This window comes from Aliiroseovarius sp. Z3 (genome assembly GCF_029105185.1).
Taxonomy (GTDB): Bacteria; Pseudomonadota; Alphaproteobacteria; order Rhodobacterales; family Rhodobacteraceae; genus Aliiroseovarius.
Map to the genome: position 1 here is coordinate 252,841 of NZ_JAFMZK010000005.1, position 15,988 is coordinate 268,828.

A 15,988-nucleotide genomic window follows, 5' to 3' on the forward strand; every position below is an offset into this window, starting at 1 on the left:
AAGCAATATGAAACGGTTAAAGAATATTGGTGCCCGTATCTCTGGGCTGATCACGGACGAAGACGGTGCGGTTACTGTCGATTGGGTCGTGTTGACAGCATCTCTTGTTATGTTGGGGATGGCCAGCATGTTTATTGTCGCGGGTAATATTCCCGGGCTAACCGATAAGATCAGTAGCGTTGTGGCCAGTCAACCTGTCGGCAGCTAGGAACCTTATTGTGCCGCCACGGGGTCAGCGTTGTTGAGCACGTGCTTTGCCAAACCAATCGTTTATTTCCGACGGCGAATTGCTGGTATTGAGCTTTTTGCGAACTTGTAACGCGCATCTGGATGATCGGGATGCCCGTCCGTGCGGGTCCAAAATGCCTGCCCGCCCAATCCTTTCCAAACTGGCAAGACAAACAGGAATCCGGCGATAAACCCGCCGGCATGCGCCCAATAGGCGACTCCGCCCCCCATCTGTGACCAATTCAGCGCACCGTTGACCACCTGCAATCCGAACCAGAGCAACAGCATCAGCCATGCCGGGAAGGGAACCACTTTGAATATCACGACAATGATGAACAGGACGTCGACGCGCGCGCGTGGAAACAAAAGAAGATAGCCGCCCATCACACCGGCAATTGCGCCCGATGCCCCCACCATTGGGACAACGCTGGAAACGTCAGCGGCCACCTGAAGCAGCGCCGCGCCAAGGCCTGAGACAAGATAGAAGATGGCAAATCTGACATGGCCAAGGATGTCTTCCAGATTGTCGCCAAATATCCATAAAAACAGCATGTTGCCTGCGAAATGCATGAAGCCGCCATGCAAAAACATCGAGGTCAGGATTGTTTCGCACCCGTCCCCGTTCATCAAACGTAGTGGGATCAGACCATATTGGATGAACACACGACCCGATGCGGCCTCGTTGCCATAAAGGGGCAGCATCATCAGAAAGACCATCAGGTTCACGGCAATCAGCCCATAGGTGACATAGGGCGTGCGTTCGGACGGATTGTGGTCGCGTATCGGAAACATGGAAGGACTTGACCCGATGGCGTCCACCGGGTCAAGCGGGTGACCTTATTCTGCGGCCAGATCGGGCGGCTGCGATAGCATCAACAGTTCGGCGTTGCCGCCTGAGGCTGTTGTGTCCACGCACAAGTGCCGTTCATGTGTCACAGCCTCATCGGTGATTGCGCCGGTGATCAGGGACAGGATTGCCCCGCTTCGATCGGCTAATGCCCGTGAAAGCGTTCGTGCGTCCGCCTCGTCCCCCCAATAGACAGCACCGCCGATGCCTTCGACATTGGACAACTGTTCCGCAGACAAGTCGGCAGCAATCACGGCCAATCCGCCATGCGCCTCGATCTCGCTTTTCTGGCGTTCAGCCACGGCTGAGCCGGGGCCAAGACACAGGAATGGCGCGCGGGGATGGGTGGATAATTGATTCAGCTCACCGGTTGGGCCGGGCAGGCGGGTCGATGCAAGTGTGGCTTCACGCGTGGCGGCGTTTATGGCTTGCGCCAGATCCGACGCGGCTTGCGTTCCATGACTGTCCGACCGACCGGTCAATGGGGCCGGGTCTGTCGCGCAGAACCGGTCCATATAGGCCGGACCGCCTGCTTTGGGGCCGGTGCCCGACAGACCCTCGCCGCCAAAGGGTTGCGAGCCGACGATGGCGCCGATCTGGTTTCGGTTCACATAGGCATTGCCCGCATGGATGCGATCAACCACGTGCTGAACCCGGTCGTCAATCCGGGTGTGAAGGCCAAAAGTCAGCCCGTATCCCGTGGCATTGATCGCACTGATGACCGCATCGAGGTTTTCGGCCTTGTAGCGTGCAATATGCAGAACGGGTCCAAAGATTTCACGCTCCATCTCGTGAATGCCGCTGACGCGGATCAAGGTCGGGGCGATGAAGTGCCCGCCGTTAGGGGCGGTCAACTCATGCACCAGCCGCTTATCTTTGCGGGCGGCATCGACATAGGTGCGGATGCCCTCATAAGCCTCGTCATCAATGACCGGTCCAAGGTCGGTCGACAGGTGCCACGGATCCGAAGGTGTCAACTCGTCCATCGCGCCAATCAGCATTTCGGTCAGGCTGTCGGCAATGTCGTCCTGAACATAAAGGCAACGCAGGGCAGAGCAGCGTTGTCCTGCCGACTGGAAACTGGAGGCCACAATGTCGCGCACCGCTTGTTCGGGCAATGCGGTGCTGTCCACGATCATTGCGTTTAACCCACCAGTTTCCGCGATCAGAGGAGCCGCGGGTGACATATGTTGGGCCATCGCGCGGCGGATGATCTGGGCGGTCTCGGTCGATCCGGTGAAGGCAACACCGTCAATGCGCGCATCTGAGGTTAAAGCCGCCCCAACGGTGGCCCCGTCACCGGGCAGAAGTTGCAACACTTCGCGCGGCACGCCCGCTTGGTGCAGCAGTTTCACAGCTTCATAGGCGATAATCCCGGTCTGCTCGGCAGGTTTGGCCAGCACGCCATTGCCTGCCGCCAAAGCGCCCGCAATCTGACCCGTGAAAATCGCCAAAGGGAAGTTCCACGGCGAAATACAAGTGAATACCCCCCGCGCTTCGCGGGTAAGGTGTGGAATTCGCGATGCATAATATCGCAGGAAATCAACAGCTTCACGCAGTTCGCCGAGACAATCCGGCAGCGTTTTCCCGGCCTCTCGGGCAAGAAGGGCAAAGAAGATGCCCAGATGCTCTTCATAGAGATCCGCTGCACGGTTCAGAACTTCGGCGCGCAGCTCCGGCGCGGCGTCCCAACGGGTTGCCGCAGAAAGAGCGGTCTGAACGTCCTCGGCGCTGGCCCATGTAACATGACCAACCTTGTCACCATTGGCGGGGTTGGTGACGGCAACATCTTTCCCACCCTTACGTGCTCCGGCAATCAGCGGTTCGGCCGCAAAGCTTGTGTCGGCAAAGGGTTCGCGGGCCGCGTCAATCTGCGCAAGATGCGGTTCATAGGTCAGGTCCAGCCCTTTGGAGTTCTTGCGATCCCCATAAAGCTCTGGCCCCGTGGGAACATGAGGCGCGGGATGATCCAGCGCATCGAACGGACAGGCGGCGACCTCTTCCGGCGTAACGCTTTCGTCGACGATCTGGTTCACGAAGGAACTGTTGGCGCCGTTTTCAAGCAACCGGCGCACCAGGTAAGCCAACAGGTCACGATGCGCGCCGACGGGGGCGTAAATCCGACAGCGTGTGCCATTTTCATCCATGATGATTTGGTGCAGACGTTCGCCCATGCCATGAAGGCGCTGGAATTCATAGTCATGCGCAGCGATGTCCGAGGATTTTGCCATATCCAGAATAGCCGCGGCGGTATGGGCGTTATGTGTGGCAAACTGGGGATAAATGCGATCCGTCAGCCGCAGCAGTTTGCGCGCGTTCGCGATATAGCTGACATCGGTGGCCACTTTGCGGGTGAACACGGGAAACGCGTCCAGACCTTCGACCTGCGCGCGCTTGATTTCCGTGTCCCAATAGGCGCCTTTCACCAGTCGCACCATGATCTTGCGGTCCAGCCGCTCTGCCAGTGCGTGCAGCCAGTCAATGACCGTGCCGGCACGATGGCCATAGGCCTGCACGACCACACCGAATCCGTCCCAACCGGCCAGTGATTTGTCGGAAAGCACCGCCTCGATCACGTCAAGTGAGATTTGCAGGCGATCCGCTTCTTCGGCGTCGATGTTGAAGCCCATGCCCGCCGATTTCGCCAGATAAGCCAATGCCGAAACACGGGGTACAAGAACGTCCATCACCCGGTCACGCTGGGCGCGTTCGTAGCGCGGGAACAAGGCAGATAGTTTGACCGAGATGCCCGGGTTGGCACGTATGTCACGCGATTTGCAGGCGCTCGCGATTTCCGAGATCGCTTTGGCATAGGACATCTGGTAACGCCGCGCATCGTCATCGGTCAGGGCAGCTTCGCCCAGCATGTCATAGGAATAGGTAAAGCCTTTTGCCTCCATCTTCGATCCGCGCTTCATGGCGGCACCGATGGTTTCGCCCAGCACGAACTGGTTGCCCATCTCTTTCATCGCACGCCCTACGGCGGTGCGGATGACAGGTTCGCCCAGACGTTTGACCGCCCCGCGCAATGCACCGGTGATCCCCGGTTCGCGTTCATCCAACACCTTTCCCGTGACCAGCAACGCCCAGGTCGAGGCGTTCACCAACGAGGAGGACGAGCGCCCAAGATGCTTGCCCCAGTCGCTGGGCGCGATCTTGTCTTCGATCAGCGCGTCGATGGTTTCGGCGTCCGGCACGCGCAGCAGGGCTTCGGCCAGACACATCAGCGCAATGCCTTCATCCGTCGACAGGCCATATTCGGCCAGAAAGACCTCCATCATGCCCGGGTCGGACGAGGCACGGATCGCGCGCACAAGATCGGCCCCGCTGGCCGCGATCCGCGCGCGATCGTCACTGGACAAGCCCGCGTCACTGGCAAGCGCATGGATATGCTGTTCCTCGCCAGCATAGGCAAGATCGTCGATTTTCTGGCGAAGGGCATCGGTCATGTGCGGATCCTCATGGTGTTTGCACTTCCCCTATGATATGCCGAAAACGCAAGGCGATTTTCCCGATTATCGCAAAACTACAGTCGAAGTGGCTGATAATAGGTGTCACATGCAGGAAAACAACCAAGTGGAGCTTGATCGGTTCGATCGCAAGATTCTGGACGTGTTATCCGGACATGGGCGGATTTCGATCACCGATCTGGCACAGCGGATCGGGTTGTCGAAATCTCCGACCCAAGCTCGCGTGCGCCGATTGGAAGCGGAAGGCGTCATCACCGGATATCGCGCCGAGATTGACCCGATCCGTTTGGGGCGGGATCATGTCGCCTTTGTCGAGGTAAAGTTGTCCGACACCCGCGAAGCTGCGTTGAAAGCCTTCAACAAGCAGGTTGCAAGCATTCCCGAGGTTGAAGAATGCCACATGTTGGCGGCGCATTTTGATTACCTTTTGAAGGTACGCACACATGATATGCGCGATTTCCGACGCGTTCTGGGAGAGGCGATTTCAACCCTTCCGCATCTGGCACAAAGCTCAACGCACGTGGTGATGCAGGCGATCAAGGATGACAGCCCTGCATTCCTGACCTGAACGGTCCGTTTGTAAATTCATCTGACCGATTGCCACCAGATTTCATAGAAGGTAGGGAAAGGGCAGGGGCGACGCCCCACCCGGTGCGGGCGTGATGGAATGGTAGACATACCAGACTTAAAATCTGTTGGGCCCTGTGCCCGTGTGGGTTCGAGTCCCACCGCCCGCACCACATTCATCTCTGAATTTCAGGCCTGATACCGCGATGTTCGACCTTTGTTTCGCCCAGCGTCACCGCTGTGTCTTAGGGGCGTGAATTAAGCGTCAATTCGGTTGTCGGGGCATTGATTTATGTGCCGACTTGGCGAAACCTGAACACAGGTCAGGCACCGCAGCATATTTCGCAGCAAGTTAACGCCAAGTTTTATTAGGCCTTTTCGATAACCAGATTATTTATTGAAGACTTTGAACGGGACGGTCGGGGATAGGATACGAGTGATTTTAACATCGTGTATCGACCGTCCAGATGTTCACCATGGTGTTCGGCATGACCGTTTCTGCGATTGGTTTCGCAAACCATGTGAAGGGGAAAGCCAGAACCGCTGACAAAGACAGCGGGGCGGTTTGAGGGGAATTCGATCTCTCCCAGAGCGTGCTGTCCCGCGCGCTCACAGAAAAGCCGGGCTTGGGGTAGCCCGGCTTTTCGCTGTTCTTTCGTGTGGAATCAAGCGTTGAACAGGAAGTGCAGAACGTCGCCGTCCTTCACCTGATAGCCTTTGCCCTCGGCGCGCATCTTGCCCGCTTCCTTGGCCCCGGCTTCGCCGCCCAACGCGACATAGTCGTCATACGCGATGGTTTCCGCCCGGATAAACCCGCGTTCGAAATCACCGTGGATCACACCCGCCGCCTGAGGGGCACGGGTACCTTCGCGGATCGTCCATGCGCGGGCCTCTTTCGGGCCGACGGTGAAGTAGGTTTCAAGGTGAAGCAACTCGTAGCCCGCACGGATCAGGCGATCCAACCCGGCTTCTTTCAAGCCCAGCTCTTCCAGAAACATTTCCATATCATCCGCATCAAGCTGGCTGATTTCTTCTTCGATTTTGGCCGAGATGACGACCGAAGCCGCACCTTGCTCGGCAGCCATTTTTTCTACGGCTTCAGAATATGTGTTGCCGCTGGCCGCGTCGCTTTCGTCAACGTTGCAGACATACAGGATCTTTTTGGTGGTCAGAAGTTGCAGCATGTTCCATGCTTTGCGATCCTCGTCGTCCACCTCGACCGTGCGGGCAGGGCGACCTGCCTCCAACGCTTCCTGGGCCGCGCGCATCAGGCGTTCCAGTTGCACGGCTTCCTTGTCGCCTCCACGCACCTTGCGCACAATGTTTTGCAACCGTTTCTCGATGCTTTCCAGATCGGCCAGCATCAGTTCGGTCTCGATCACCTCGGCGTCTTCGACGGGGTTCACCCGGCCTTCGACATGGGTGACGTCGCCATCATCAAAACAACGCAACACGTGGGCAATGGCATCCACCTCGCGGATATTGGCCAGAAACTGGTTGCCCAGCCCTTCGCCCTTGGACGCGCCTTTCACCAGACCGGCGATATCGACAAAGGTCATCCGCGTTGGAATGATTTCTTTCGACCCGGCGATCGCAGCCAGTTTGTCCAGCCGGTCATCCGGCACGTTCACCTCGCCAACATTGGGTTCGATCGTGCAGAACGGAAAGTTTGCTGCCTGCGCTGCGGCCGTTTTGGTCAGCGCGTTGAAAAGGGTCGATTTGCCGACATTCGGCAGACCCACGATGCCCATTTTGAAACCCATCCCGGCCCCTTTCATGCAGTGTTCGGGGCCTTCTAGGGCTTTGACAGGATGGGTGCAAGCGTGGTGAACTGTGAAGGCGCGCAACAAAGGAGATTTGCCATGCAACCTATTCCTTACGTGTTTTTCAAAGATACCTGCCGTGATGCCGTTACCCGTTACGGCGAGATTTTCGGCAAAGCCCCCGAGATTATGGCGTTCAAGGACATGCCCGAAGAAGATCGCAAACAGATGCCCGACGTGCCCGACGATGCCGTGATGCACGCGAGTGTCGCCATTGGTGACGGGATGTTGTTTGCCAGTGATGATCCAAGCGGCGAGACGCCCGCAATGGCCGGCTGCAATGTCTGTATTTCCTTACCGGACGAGGCCGAGACGAAGCGGGTCTTTGATGCCCTGGCAGAAGGAGGCGACGTGCGAATGCCGCTCAGCCCAATGTTCTGGACGCCTCTTTTCGGCACGCTGAGCGATAAATTCGGTGTGCGCTGGATGATCATGGCGGACAGCGATTACGAGTGAGCCATTGATTTTCCCGCCCGTATTCGGCACATCGGTCCTGAACTTGATGAAGGACCGATGATGACCCGGATTGATGCGAAGTTTGCTGCCCTGGCCGAGAAGGGTCAAAAGGCGTTTGTCAGCTATATCATGGGTGGCGATCCCGACATGGCGACCTCGCTTGAGGTTATGAAAGGACTGCCCTCAGCGGGTGTCGATATCATTGAGCTGGGTGTTCCCTTTACCGACCCGATGGCGGATGGGCCGACCATTCAACTTGCGGGCCAACGCGCACTTGAAGGTGGCATGACCCTGCAAAAGACGCTGGATATGGTGGCCGAGTTTCGCAAAGGGGACGACACCACGCCGATTGTGCTGATGGGATACTACAATCCGATCTATAGCCGGGGCGTGGACAAGTTTCTGGCCGATGCCAAGGCCGCCGGCGTGGATGGGCTGATCGTCGTCGATCTGCCGCCCGAGGAAGATGACGAGCTTTGCATCCCCGCACAGAAGGCTGGGTTGAATTTTATCCGGCTCGCCACACCGACCACCGACGACAAGCGCCTGCCGAAGGTTCTGCAAAACACGTCTGGTTTTGTGTATTACGTTTCTGTCACCGGCGTCACCGGGTCTGCCGAAGCACAGGCGGGCAATGTCGGGCCAGAGGTGGCGCGCATCAAGGCCGCGACGGACATTCCCGTGATTGTCGGGTTTGGTGTGAATACACCCGAAAAGGCGCAGGCGATTGCAAGCGTCGCTGACGGGACGGTCGTTGGAAGTGCCATCGTGGCGAAAATCGCTGCGGGTGAACCTGTTTCGGATGTGCTGGCGTTTGTAAAAACGCTGTCTGATGGGGCGCATCGCGGCTGAAGCCTAGATCACCGCGTGTTCCCCAAACGGGCGGTTTTCAGTGATCCGGTCGTACCCAAACGGACTTAAGTCCAATGTCTGAAATGTGCCAGTGGTGATCAACTCGGCCAATCCGCGTCCCATCGCGGGGGCCTGTTGCAGCCCGTGACCCGAAAAGCCGTTGATGAAGAAGAAGTTATCCACCGCCGTATGCGCGCCAAGAATGGCGTTCTGGTCCAATGTGTTATAGGCATAGTGACCCGCCCATTCGTGGACGATCTTCAGGGCGTCGAATTGTGGAATACGCGTCGCTACGATGGGCCAGACGTGTTGCTCCCATAGACCATGATCCATGTGAAAGTCATCGGGGGCCACCGCCGGGTCGGGGTCGGGGCGCGCGCCGACCATATAGGTTTCAGGGCCATCCTGTCGAATGTGGACACCCGATGGGTCGATGGTCAGCGGCAGCTCGCGGTCAAGCGGGCGTTCTGCCTTGACCACCCATGTGAAACGCTTTCGAGGTTCGACAGGAATGTCCAACCCGGCCATGCGCGCGACCAGATTGGCACGGGGGCCAGCGGCGTTGACAAGATGTCCGCAGGATAGGGTCCGTCCTGAGGAGAGCGTGACATTGCCCACTTTGTTCCGTGCCGTGGTGATCGCTTCGACCTCACCCGCCACATACTCGACACCCGCCGCGATTGCTTTGCGCCGGAACCAGTCAAACAGCGCGCCACCGTCCCAATAGCCTTCATCGCGCGTGCCGTGGCTTCCCAACAGAATGTCGTCCAGCTGATAGAAGGGGAATGCTTGTGCGAGTTCGTCTTGCGTCAAAATGCGGGTTCCTGCCCCCAATTTGTGTTGCATGGCTTGCGCGGCGCACAGCGCGTCGGCTCGCGGCATGGTGTCGGCCAGATAAAGATATCCGAAGTTCTGGATAGACAGATCTTCGATGCGGGGATCACCGCCCATATTGGCGCGCAAATTCTTGATGAACTCTGCGGTGAACTGCGAGATTCGCACATTCAGTGGCTCACTGAATTGCTGTCTGAGGCAGGAGTTCGTATGCGCGGTCGAGCATTGCGCATAGCTTGGATCCCGTTCGACCACCAGCATGCGGCCTTGGAAGTCCGGTGATTGGCTCAACCACCACGCCACCGACGACCCCATAATGGCCCCGCCCACAATGATCACATCATATGATTGGTAAAGCGGATCTGTCGCCATCACAGTCACTTGATCAGGCTGGGCAAGGGATGCTGCGCTGCCAACACCTCGTCACCGCGTTGCCTCCAGCGCCCATGACAGTACGGAATCATGGTCGGGGGAAAGCTGTTCGGCATCACCAACAAAGGTCATGAACGCCTCGCGCGACCCTTCAGAAACACCGATGATTGCTGGAATATCACGTGCCAGCGCTTCGCCGACAGCTTCGCGAAAGCCGCGCCCTTCGGCCTCTTGCTTGCCAAACTTGTTGACGATCAAAAGATCGGCACCGGCTTTCAACCGTTCCTCGGTTTGGCCCACGGCTGTTTCCAGCGCTTCGGGGTTCAGTTTGCAGCCGCGCGCATTGGCGCCCAGAAATTGGCTGATCCGGATTTTCGGGCCGTCAGGCAGGATCAGGACGTCCATGTCGCAATGGTGATCCTCGGCGCGTTCTGTATCAAGCTGGACCGTCCCGCACAGGGTCAGCCCGTGTTGCGCCAATGCATCCGCGACACCAGCAAGCAACAGATTGGTTTGGCCCCGTCCGGGTGCGATGACATAGGCAAGTTTCATGTGGATCCCGATCAATCTGCATATCAGATGACAATTGGACTGAGCGTTGTCAATTGCTGTGTGCCGACCAGACGTGCTTGCGTGGTCCGGCCCGCTGTGGCCAGATGTCAAAAAGAAAAGGTGTCCCAACATGAAGCCTGAAACTCCTGCCAGTGCGCCGCCCCAAGATGCGGCGCAGCGCCGCGCGGTCGCGCCGGTAATCTGCTATCCCGTGGAAGACTTGCCAGCGCCTAATCTTGCGCTGTATCGGGCGGCGCGGGATACAGCGACGAAAACCGCCGAAGTGGTGGTGCCCCCGCGTGATGCCAAGGTGTTTCAGGTGCCGGCGGGTCATTTCTTCCGCATTACATCCATCGAAGGACCACAGGTCGGCGATTTGAACCTGTGGAATCTGCATGATTTGGCGGAAAGGTTCTATTCTGGCAAGACAAGGGCGCTTCACGGCACGCATTTGTCCATCTCAGATCGGATTTGGTCAAGTCAACCGTTTCTGCGCCCCATTGCGACAATCGTCAACGACACGTTGGATTGGTATGGGTTCGACGAATTTGGCGGGTCAGTGCATGACGTGATTGGCACGCGGTGCGACCCCTACACGCATAACTTGCTGGCCGGTGGGCAATATCACCATTGCTGCCACTCCAATCTGACCCGTGCGCTGGCCGATTACCTTGATTGTTCGACAGGCGAAGCAGAGCCGCATATCCACGACGTTCTGAATGTTTTCATGTGCACGGGGTTCACGCGGGACACGGGGCAATACTTTATGAAAGCCAGCCCCGTGCGCCCCGGCGACTACCTTGAGTTCTTTGCCGAGATTGACCTGTTGGGTGCGCTCAGCGCCTGTCCCGGTGGCGATTGCTCGTCCGAGCACAGCTCTGATGCTGCCGCCTGTTATCCGCTTCTGGTCGAGGTGTTCACCCCTGACAAGCGTGCATTGCAGGGGTGGTCACAGCCGCCTGTTAACGGCTATGACCGAACGCATGGCGTTTAAGCGCGCCGATCAGGCGAAGGCGGCTTCCAGCGCAATCTCGATCATGTCGCCAAAGCTTTGTTCGCGCTGATCCGATGGCAAGGCTTCACCGGTTTGCAGGTGATCGGATACCGTCATGATCCCCAGTGCGCGCACCCCGTGGCGGGCGGCAAGGGTGTAGAGTTCGGCGGCCTCCATCTCGACCCCTAGAATGCCGTGACGCGTCATTTCTTTGTTCAGGTCAGGACGCTCGTCATAGAACGTGTCCGAGCTGTAGATCCCGCCCACATGCACGCCAACATCGCGTTTGCGTGTTGCTGATACTGCGGCTTCCAACAGTGTATAATCGGCACAGGGCGAATAATTCAGTTCGCGAAAGATGGTGGAAGACGGTGTCGCGACTGTCGTGCAGGTCATCGCGATGACCACGTCCCGCACTTTGACCTGAGGCTGCATACCCCCGATGGACCCGACACGGATCAAGGTCTTCGCCCCGTAATCGCGGATCAATTCATTGGCATAGATCGACAGACTGGGCATCCCCATACCGGATCCCTGAATGCTGACACGGTTGCCTTTGTAGGTTCCGGTAAAGCCCAGCATTCCACGCACTTCGTTGACCAGTTCGGCCCCTTCCAGAAAGTTTTCGGCGGCCCATCGGGCGCGATAGGGGTCGCCCGGCATCAGGACGGTTTCTGCGATCTGGCCGGGGGCGGCACCAATATGGATGGTCATGGCTGTCTCCTGTGGATAAAGTCGCGCATATGAAAACAAAATCTGTGATCCACGCGCTGTTCGTAGCCCTCTTTATCCTCCCACTTCCCCTCTGGGCGCAAGAGCCCGGCGAGCTTGCCTTGGTAAAGAAGGTGTTCGCGAAGCTTCAACCGATCTCGATCCGGGCCAATCGCGAGTATTGCGGCTATATCGGCTATGATCGCTCCGGCAAGCTGGCGGCGTCAAAGGCCAAGCGCGGCGGCAAAGGCAGTTGCATGGCCAATGATCCGGTCAACCTGGTCACAGTGATCGCGTCTTATCATACTCATGGTGGGTTCTCGACCCGATACGCGAACGAGGTGCCATCTGGCGATGACATGGAAACTGACGAGCTGGAAGGCGTCGATGGCTGGGTTGCCACTCCGGGCGGTCGGCTTTGGTATATTGATACGACCGATATGGTCACGAGCCAGATTTGCGGGATCGGTTGTCTTCCCATGGACGCCCGGTTTCGTGAGGGCGACATGGGAGAAATCGCGCAAAGCTATACCTACGACCAACTGATCGAAAAGTTGGTTGGGCTAGGCGACTGACCTTTATTCGGCCGCGGCGGCTTTCGGGGCAACCAGCGTCACGATATCTTCCATGATCGTGTTCAGCTCGAAATCTTTCGGCGTATAGACCTTGGCCACACCCATGTTGCGCAGACGCTCGGCGTCTTCGTCGGGGATGATGCCGCCTGCGACCACGGGAATGTGACCCAGACCGGCGTCTTTCATGCGCTCCATCAGCTCTTCCAGAAGCGGAATGTGACTGCCCGACAGGATTGAAAGGCCAACGACATGCGCCTTGGTTTCGATGGCCGAAGCCACCAGCTCCTCGGGCGTCAGGCGGATGCCTTCATAGGTGATGTCCATGCCGCAGTCGCGGGCGCGGGCGGCAATCTGTTCGGCGCCGTTGGAATGGCCGTCCAGACCGGGTTTGCCAACGAGGAAGGTCAGGCGACGGCCAAGCGCGTCCGACACTGCATCGACGCGGGCGCGGATGTCCTCCAACCCTTCGGTGCGGTTCGACGGGTTCTTGGACACGCCCGTGGGCGCGCGATACTGGCCGAAGGTCTGGCGCATTACCTCGCCCCATTCCCCCGTGGTGACACCGGCCTTCGCTGCGGCGATTGAGGGGGGCATGATGTTGTCGCCGGACCTGGCCGCGGCGCGCAGGTTGTCCAGCGCGACCTTGACGGCGTTGTCGTCACGATCCGCCCGCCATTGTTCCAAACGCGCGATCTGGTCGGCCTCTGCTTCTTTGTCGGCAACCATGATGGCGCCCTCGCCAGCCGTCAGCGGGCTTTCTGCGGCTTCGGTCCAGCGGTTCACACCGACCACCGTGGTCTTGCCGGCCTCGATCTTGTTGATGCGCTGGGCGTTTGACTCGACCAATCGCGATTTCATGTACTCAATGGCCGCGACCGCGCCGCCCATCCCGTCGATCTGGGCCAGTTCGGCGCGCGCGCCGTCTTTCAGTTCGGCGACCTTGCGTTCTACGGCGGGGTTTTCGTCAAACAGGTCGTCAAACTCCAGAAGGTCGGTCTCATAGGCCAGAATCTGCTGCATCCGAAGGGACCACTGCTGATCCCAAGGGCGGGGCAGGCCAAGGGCTTCGTTCCATGCGGGCAGTTGCACCGCGCGGGCGCGGGCGTTTTTCGACAGCGTCACAGCCAGCATCTCGATCAGGATGCGGTAGACGTTGTTTTCCGGTTGCTGCTCGGTCAAACCAAGCGAGTTCACCTGCACGCCATAGCGGAAGCGGCGGAATTTCGGATCTTCAACGCCGTAACGCTCGCGGGTGATTTCGTCCCACAGCTCGACAAAGGCGCGCATCTTGCACATCTCGGTTACAAAGCGGATGCCGGCGTTCACGAAGAATGAGATGCGGCCAACCATAGCGGGGAACGCCTCGGCGGGCACTTTTTCCTTCAGGTCGTCCAGAACGGCAATGGCTGTGGCCAGTGCGAAGGCCAGCTCTTCCTCTGGCGTCGCGCCAGCTTCCTGCAGGTGATAGGAACACACATTCATCGGGTTCCATTTCGGCAGGTGCTCGCGCGTATAGGCAGCAACGTCGGTAATCATGCGTAAGCTGGGCTTCGGCGGGCAGACATAGGTTCCGCGCGACAGGTATTCCTTGATGATGTCGTTCTGAACGGTGCCCTGCAGCTTCGAGATATCGGCGCCCTGTTCCTCGGCGGCGGCGATATAGAGCGACAACAGCCATGGCGCAGTGGCGTTGATCGTCATCGAGGTGTTCATCTGCTCCAGCGGAATATCTGCAAACAGGGTGCGCATGTCGCCCAAGTGGCTTAGCGGCACGCCGACCTTGCCCACCTCACCCCGTGACAGTTTGTGATCGCTGTCATAGCCCGTTTGGGTCGGCAAATCGAAGGCGACGGACAAGCCGGTCTGGCCTTTCGACAAGTTGGTCCGATATAGCGCGTTCGAGGCTTTGGCGGTCGAATGACCGGCATAGGTGCGGAAAAGCCAGGGGCGGATCGAGTTTTGGCGGGACATGTCAGAGACTCATCGATTTGTTGCGCTGCAGCATTTTTCGCAGACGAAAGAATATTACGCAAGGGCGAATTTCAAGGGAAGAAAATTACGCAATGTTCAGGTCTCATGCGCTGGCGTAAGCAGCAAGGCACGATTGTCATCCCGCATAGGATATCCAGAAAGATGATAGAACTGCCCGTGACGCATTGTCTTTACCTTGTTGCCTTTTCCTGAAAACCTGTCGCCATGACGCGTTCGATAGAATTGCCACTGTGGCTTCTTATTCTGATTCTGGCCTTCGCCACGGTGACGTTCGCGTCCCATTTCCTGTTTCCATCGGTTCGCTGGTTCTTCCGCAAACGGCTTGAACGCGCGGTTGAGCGGCTGAACGAAAAACTCGAACGTCCGATCGAGCCGTTTAAGCTGGCACGTCGCTATGACATGGTGCAGCGTCTGTCTTATGACCCCGAGGTGGCGAAGGCGGTTGCCGAACATGCCCGAAGCGCGGGCGTGCCCGAGCAGGTCGCGTTTGAAACCGCGCAACGCTATGCCCGCGAGATCGTGCCTCGGTTTTCGGCAACGGCTTATTTCGGGTTCGGGATCGGTGTCGCCAAGCTTCTGAGCCGGGCATTCTATCGCGTCAGGCTCGGCGCCTTCGACGAAGCGCGTTTGAAGGAAATCGACCCGGATTCGACCATCGTTTTCGTGATGAATCACCGGTCGAACATGGATTACGTGTTGGTCACATGGCTGGCCGCCGAGCGATCACACCTATCCTATGCCGTGGGGGAATGGGCGCGGGTCTGGCCGCTGCGCATGTTGATCCGATCCATGGGCGCGTATTTTATCCGCCGCAGAAGCCGCAATGCGCTGTATCGCAAAGTTTTGTCACGTTATGTGCGACTGGCAACGGATGGCGGTGTCACGCAGGCGATGTTCCCTGAAGGTGGGCTAAGTCTGAACGGGACAGTTGGCGAACCGAAGCTGGGACTTCTGAGCTATCTCGTGCAGGATTTTGACCCTGCGGTGAATCGCAATGTCGTCTTCGTTCCCGTCGCGATGAACTATGACCGGGTTCTTGAGGACCGGGTGCTTGTGAGAGCCGACATCAAGGGCAATCGACGGTTTGGGTTACGCTTCAAATACGTTGCCCGGCATGTTGGCCGGCATCTATGGCAGTGCCTGACCGGCAAGTTTCATCGCTTCGGCTATGCCAGCGTGTCGTTCGGCCGCCCCTTGTCGCTGAACGACTATCTCGAGACCCACGGGGCAGAGGATTTGCTGGAAGACCTTGGTGACCAATTGATGTCACGCATCCGCGATGTCGTTCCGGTTCTGCCTGTGCCCGTGGTGGCCGCGATCGTGCTGGAGCAGGAAACATTGACCCGAACCGATTTGGAAACCCGCTTTTCATTGCTGGTCTCGGATATGGAGGCGAGGGGTGCCCATGTGCATTTGCCACGGGGCGACATGAGTTATGCGGCCGAAGTCGGTATTCGGCTGCTTATGCAACGCAAACTGATCATTGAAGAAGGCGAGGGGCCGCAAGCGCGATATCGCGTCAACAAACCGGATCGCTTGATTCTGGCCTATTATGCCAATTCCATAGCGCACCTGTCTGATGCCATCACGACGGTTCAGATATCGGACCTAAGCCCGGCCGAAGTCGCTGACGCCGCCGTATTGCCGGATTAAAGCCCGTTGTCGCAGAAATCGTACGCGACATAAAATTACAAAAAATGGCCGATTGTTGTTGC

14 protein-coding genes and 1 tRNA gene are annotated in these 15,988 nt (G+C 58.1%); 8 read left to right on the forward strand and 7 right to left on the reverse strand.

The window, feature by feature from the left end; translation table 11 throughout:
• Positions 1–7: 7 nt before the first annotated feature.
• Positions 8–208 carry a hypothetical protein gene (locus J3R80_RS11270; protein ID WP_275393875.1) on the forward strand — a complete coding sequence of 67 codons (201 nt, stop codon included), beginning with the start codon at positions 8–10 and terminating at the stop codon, positions 206–208.
• Positions 209–270: 62 nt separating this feature from the next.
• Here J3R80_RS11270 and J3R80_RS11275 read toward each other — a convergent pair whose 3' ends face one another.
• A complete protein-coding gene (locus J3R80_RS11275; protein WP_275393876.1) occupies positions 271–1,020 on the reverse strand; it encodes a rhomboid family intramembrane serine protease in 750 nt (249 codons plus the stop codon).
• 45 nt (positions 1,021–1,065) lie between these two features.
• Entirely contained in the window at positions 1,066–4,524 is a 3,459-nt protein-coding gene (putA, locus tag J3R80_RS11280) for a bifunctional proline dehydrogenase/L-glutamate gamma-semialdehyde dehydrogenase PutA (RefSeq protein ID WP_275393877.1), read from the reverse strand.
• A 109-nt stretch (positions 4,525–4,633) separates the two neighbouring features.
• Here putA and J3R80_RS11285 point away from each other — a divergent pair, with 109 nt between their 5' ends.
• Together J3R80_RS11285 and J3R80_RS11290 are read left to right on the forward strand one after the other, a co-directional pair.
• Positions 4,634–5,113 (forward strand): Lrp/AsnC family transcriptional regulator, encoded by a 480-nt coding sequence (locus tag J3R80_RS11285; protein ID WP_275393932.1) that lies wholly within the window; start codon positions 4,634–4,636, stop codon positions 5,111–5,113.
• Between the two features lie 85 nt (positions 5,114–5,198).
• Positions 5,199–5,285, forward strand: a tRNA-Leu gene (locus J3R80_RS11290).
• Between the two features lie 492 nt (positions 5,286–5,777).
• Here the strand turns inward: J3R80_RS11290 and ychF are convergent.
• A complete protein-coding gene (gene ychF, locus J3R80_RS11295) occupies positions 5,778–6,875 on the reverse strand; it encodes a redox-regulated ATPase YchF (protein WP_275393878.1) in 1,098 nt (365 codons plus the stop codon).
• 99 nt (positions 6,876–6,974) lie between these two features.
• Here ychF and J3R80_RS11300 point away from each other — a divergent pair, with 99 nt between their 5' ends.
• A complete protein-coding gene (locus J3R80_RS11300) occupies positions 6,975–7,391 on the forward strand; it encodes a VOC family protein (protein ID WP_275393879.1) in 417 nt (138 codons plus the stop codon).
• Between the two features lie 60 nt (positions 7,392–7,451).
• Complete coding sequence (trpA, locus tag J3R80_RS11305) at positions 7,452–8,243, forward strand: tryptophan synthase subunit alpha (protein ID WP_275393880.1); 792 nt, start codon at positions 7,452–7,454, stop codon at positions 8,241–8,243.
• A gap of 3 nt (positions 8,244–8,246) precedes the next feature.
• Here the strand turns inward: trpA and J3R80_RS11310 are convergent, their stop codons facing one another.
• Both J3R80_RS11310 and J3R80_RS11315 read right to left on the reverse strand, forming a co-directional pair.
• Complete coding sequence (locus J3R80_RS11310; RefSeq protein WP_275393881.1) at positions 8,247–9,449, reverse strand: FAD-binding oxidoreductase; 1,203 nt, start codon at positions 9,447–9,449, stop codon at positions 8,247–8,249.
• A gap of 51 nt (positions 9,450–9,500) precedes the next feature.
• The gene (locus tag J3R80_RS11315) at positions 9,501–10,001 is read right to left on the reverse strand and encodes a DUF2478 domain-containing protein (RefSeq protein ID WP_275393882.1); all 501 of its coding nucleotides are present in this window, start codon (positions 9,999–10,001) and stop codon (positions 9,501–9,503) included.
• A gap of 130 nt (positions 10,002–10,131) precedes the next feature.
• On the opposite strand from J3R80_RS11315, the gene J3R80_RS11320 reads away from it, so the two are divergent.
• On the forward strand, positions 10,132–10,995 hold the full coding sequence (locus J3R80_RS11320) for a DUF1989 domain-containing protein (protein WP_275393883.1): 864 nt from the start codon (positions 10,132–10,134) through the stop codon (positions 10,993–10,995).
• 9 nt (positions 10,996–11,004) lie between these two features.
• On the opposite strand, the gene deoD is transcribed toward J3R80_RS11320, so the two are convergent.
• Entirely contained in the window at positions 11,005–11,709 is a 705-nt protein-coding gene (gene deoD / locus J3R80_RS11325) for a purine-nucleoside phosphorylase (protein ID WP_275393884.1), read from the reverse strand.
• A 29-nt stretch (positions 11,710–11,738) separates the two neighbouring features.
• Between deoD and J3R80_RS11330 the strand changes: the two genes are divergently transcribed.
• A complete protein-coding gene (locus tag J3R80_RS11330; protein ID WP_275393885.1) occupies positions 11,739–12,281 on the forward strand; it encodes a DUF4329 domain-containing protein in 543 nt (180 codons plus the stop codon).
• Between the two features lie 3 nt (positions 12,282–12,284).
• Here J3R80_RS11330 and J3R80_RS11335 read toward each other — a convergent pair whose 3' ends face one another.
• Positions 12,285–14,252 (reverse strand): protein meaA, encoded by a 1,968-nt coding sequence (locus J3R80_RS11335; protein ID WP_275393886.1) that lies wholly within the window; start codon positions 14,250–14,252, stop codon positions 12,285–12,287.
• A 225-nt stretch (positions 14,253–14,477) separates the two neighbouring features.
• Here J3R80_RS11335 and J3R80_RS11340 point away from each other — a divergent pair, with 225 nt between their 5' ends.
• Complete coding sequence (locus J3R80_RS11340) at positions 14,478–15,926, forward strand: 1-acyl-sn-glycerol-3-phosphate acyltransferase (protein WP_275393887.1); 1,449 nt, start codon at positions 14,478–14,480, stop codon at positions 15,924–15,926.
• Positions 15,927–15,988: the final 62 nt, after the last annotated feature.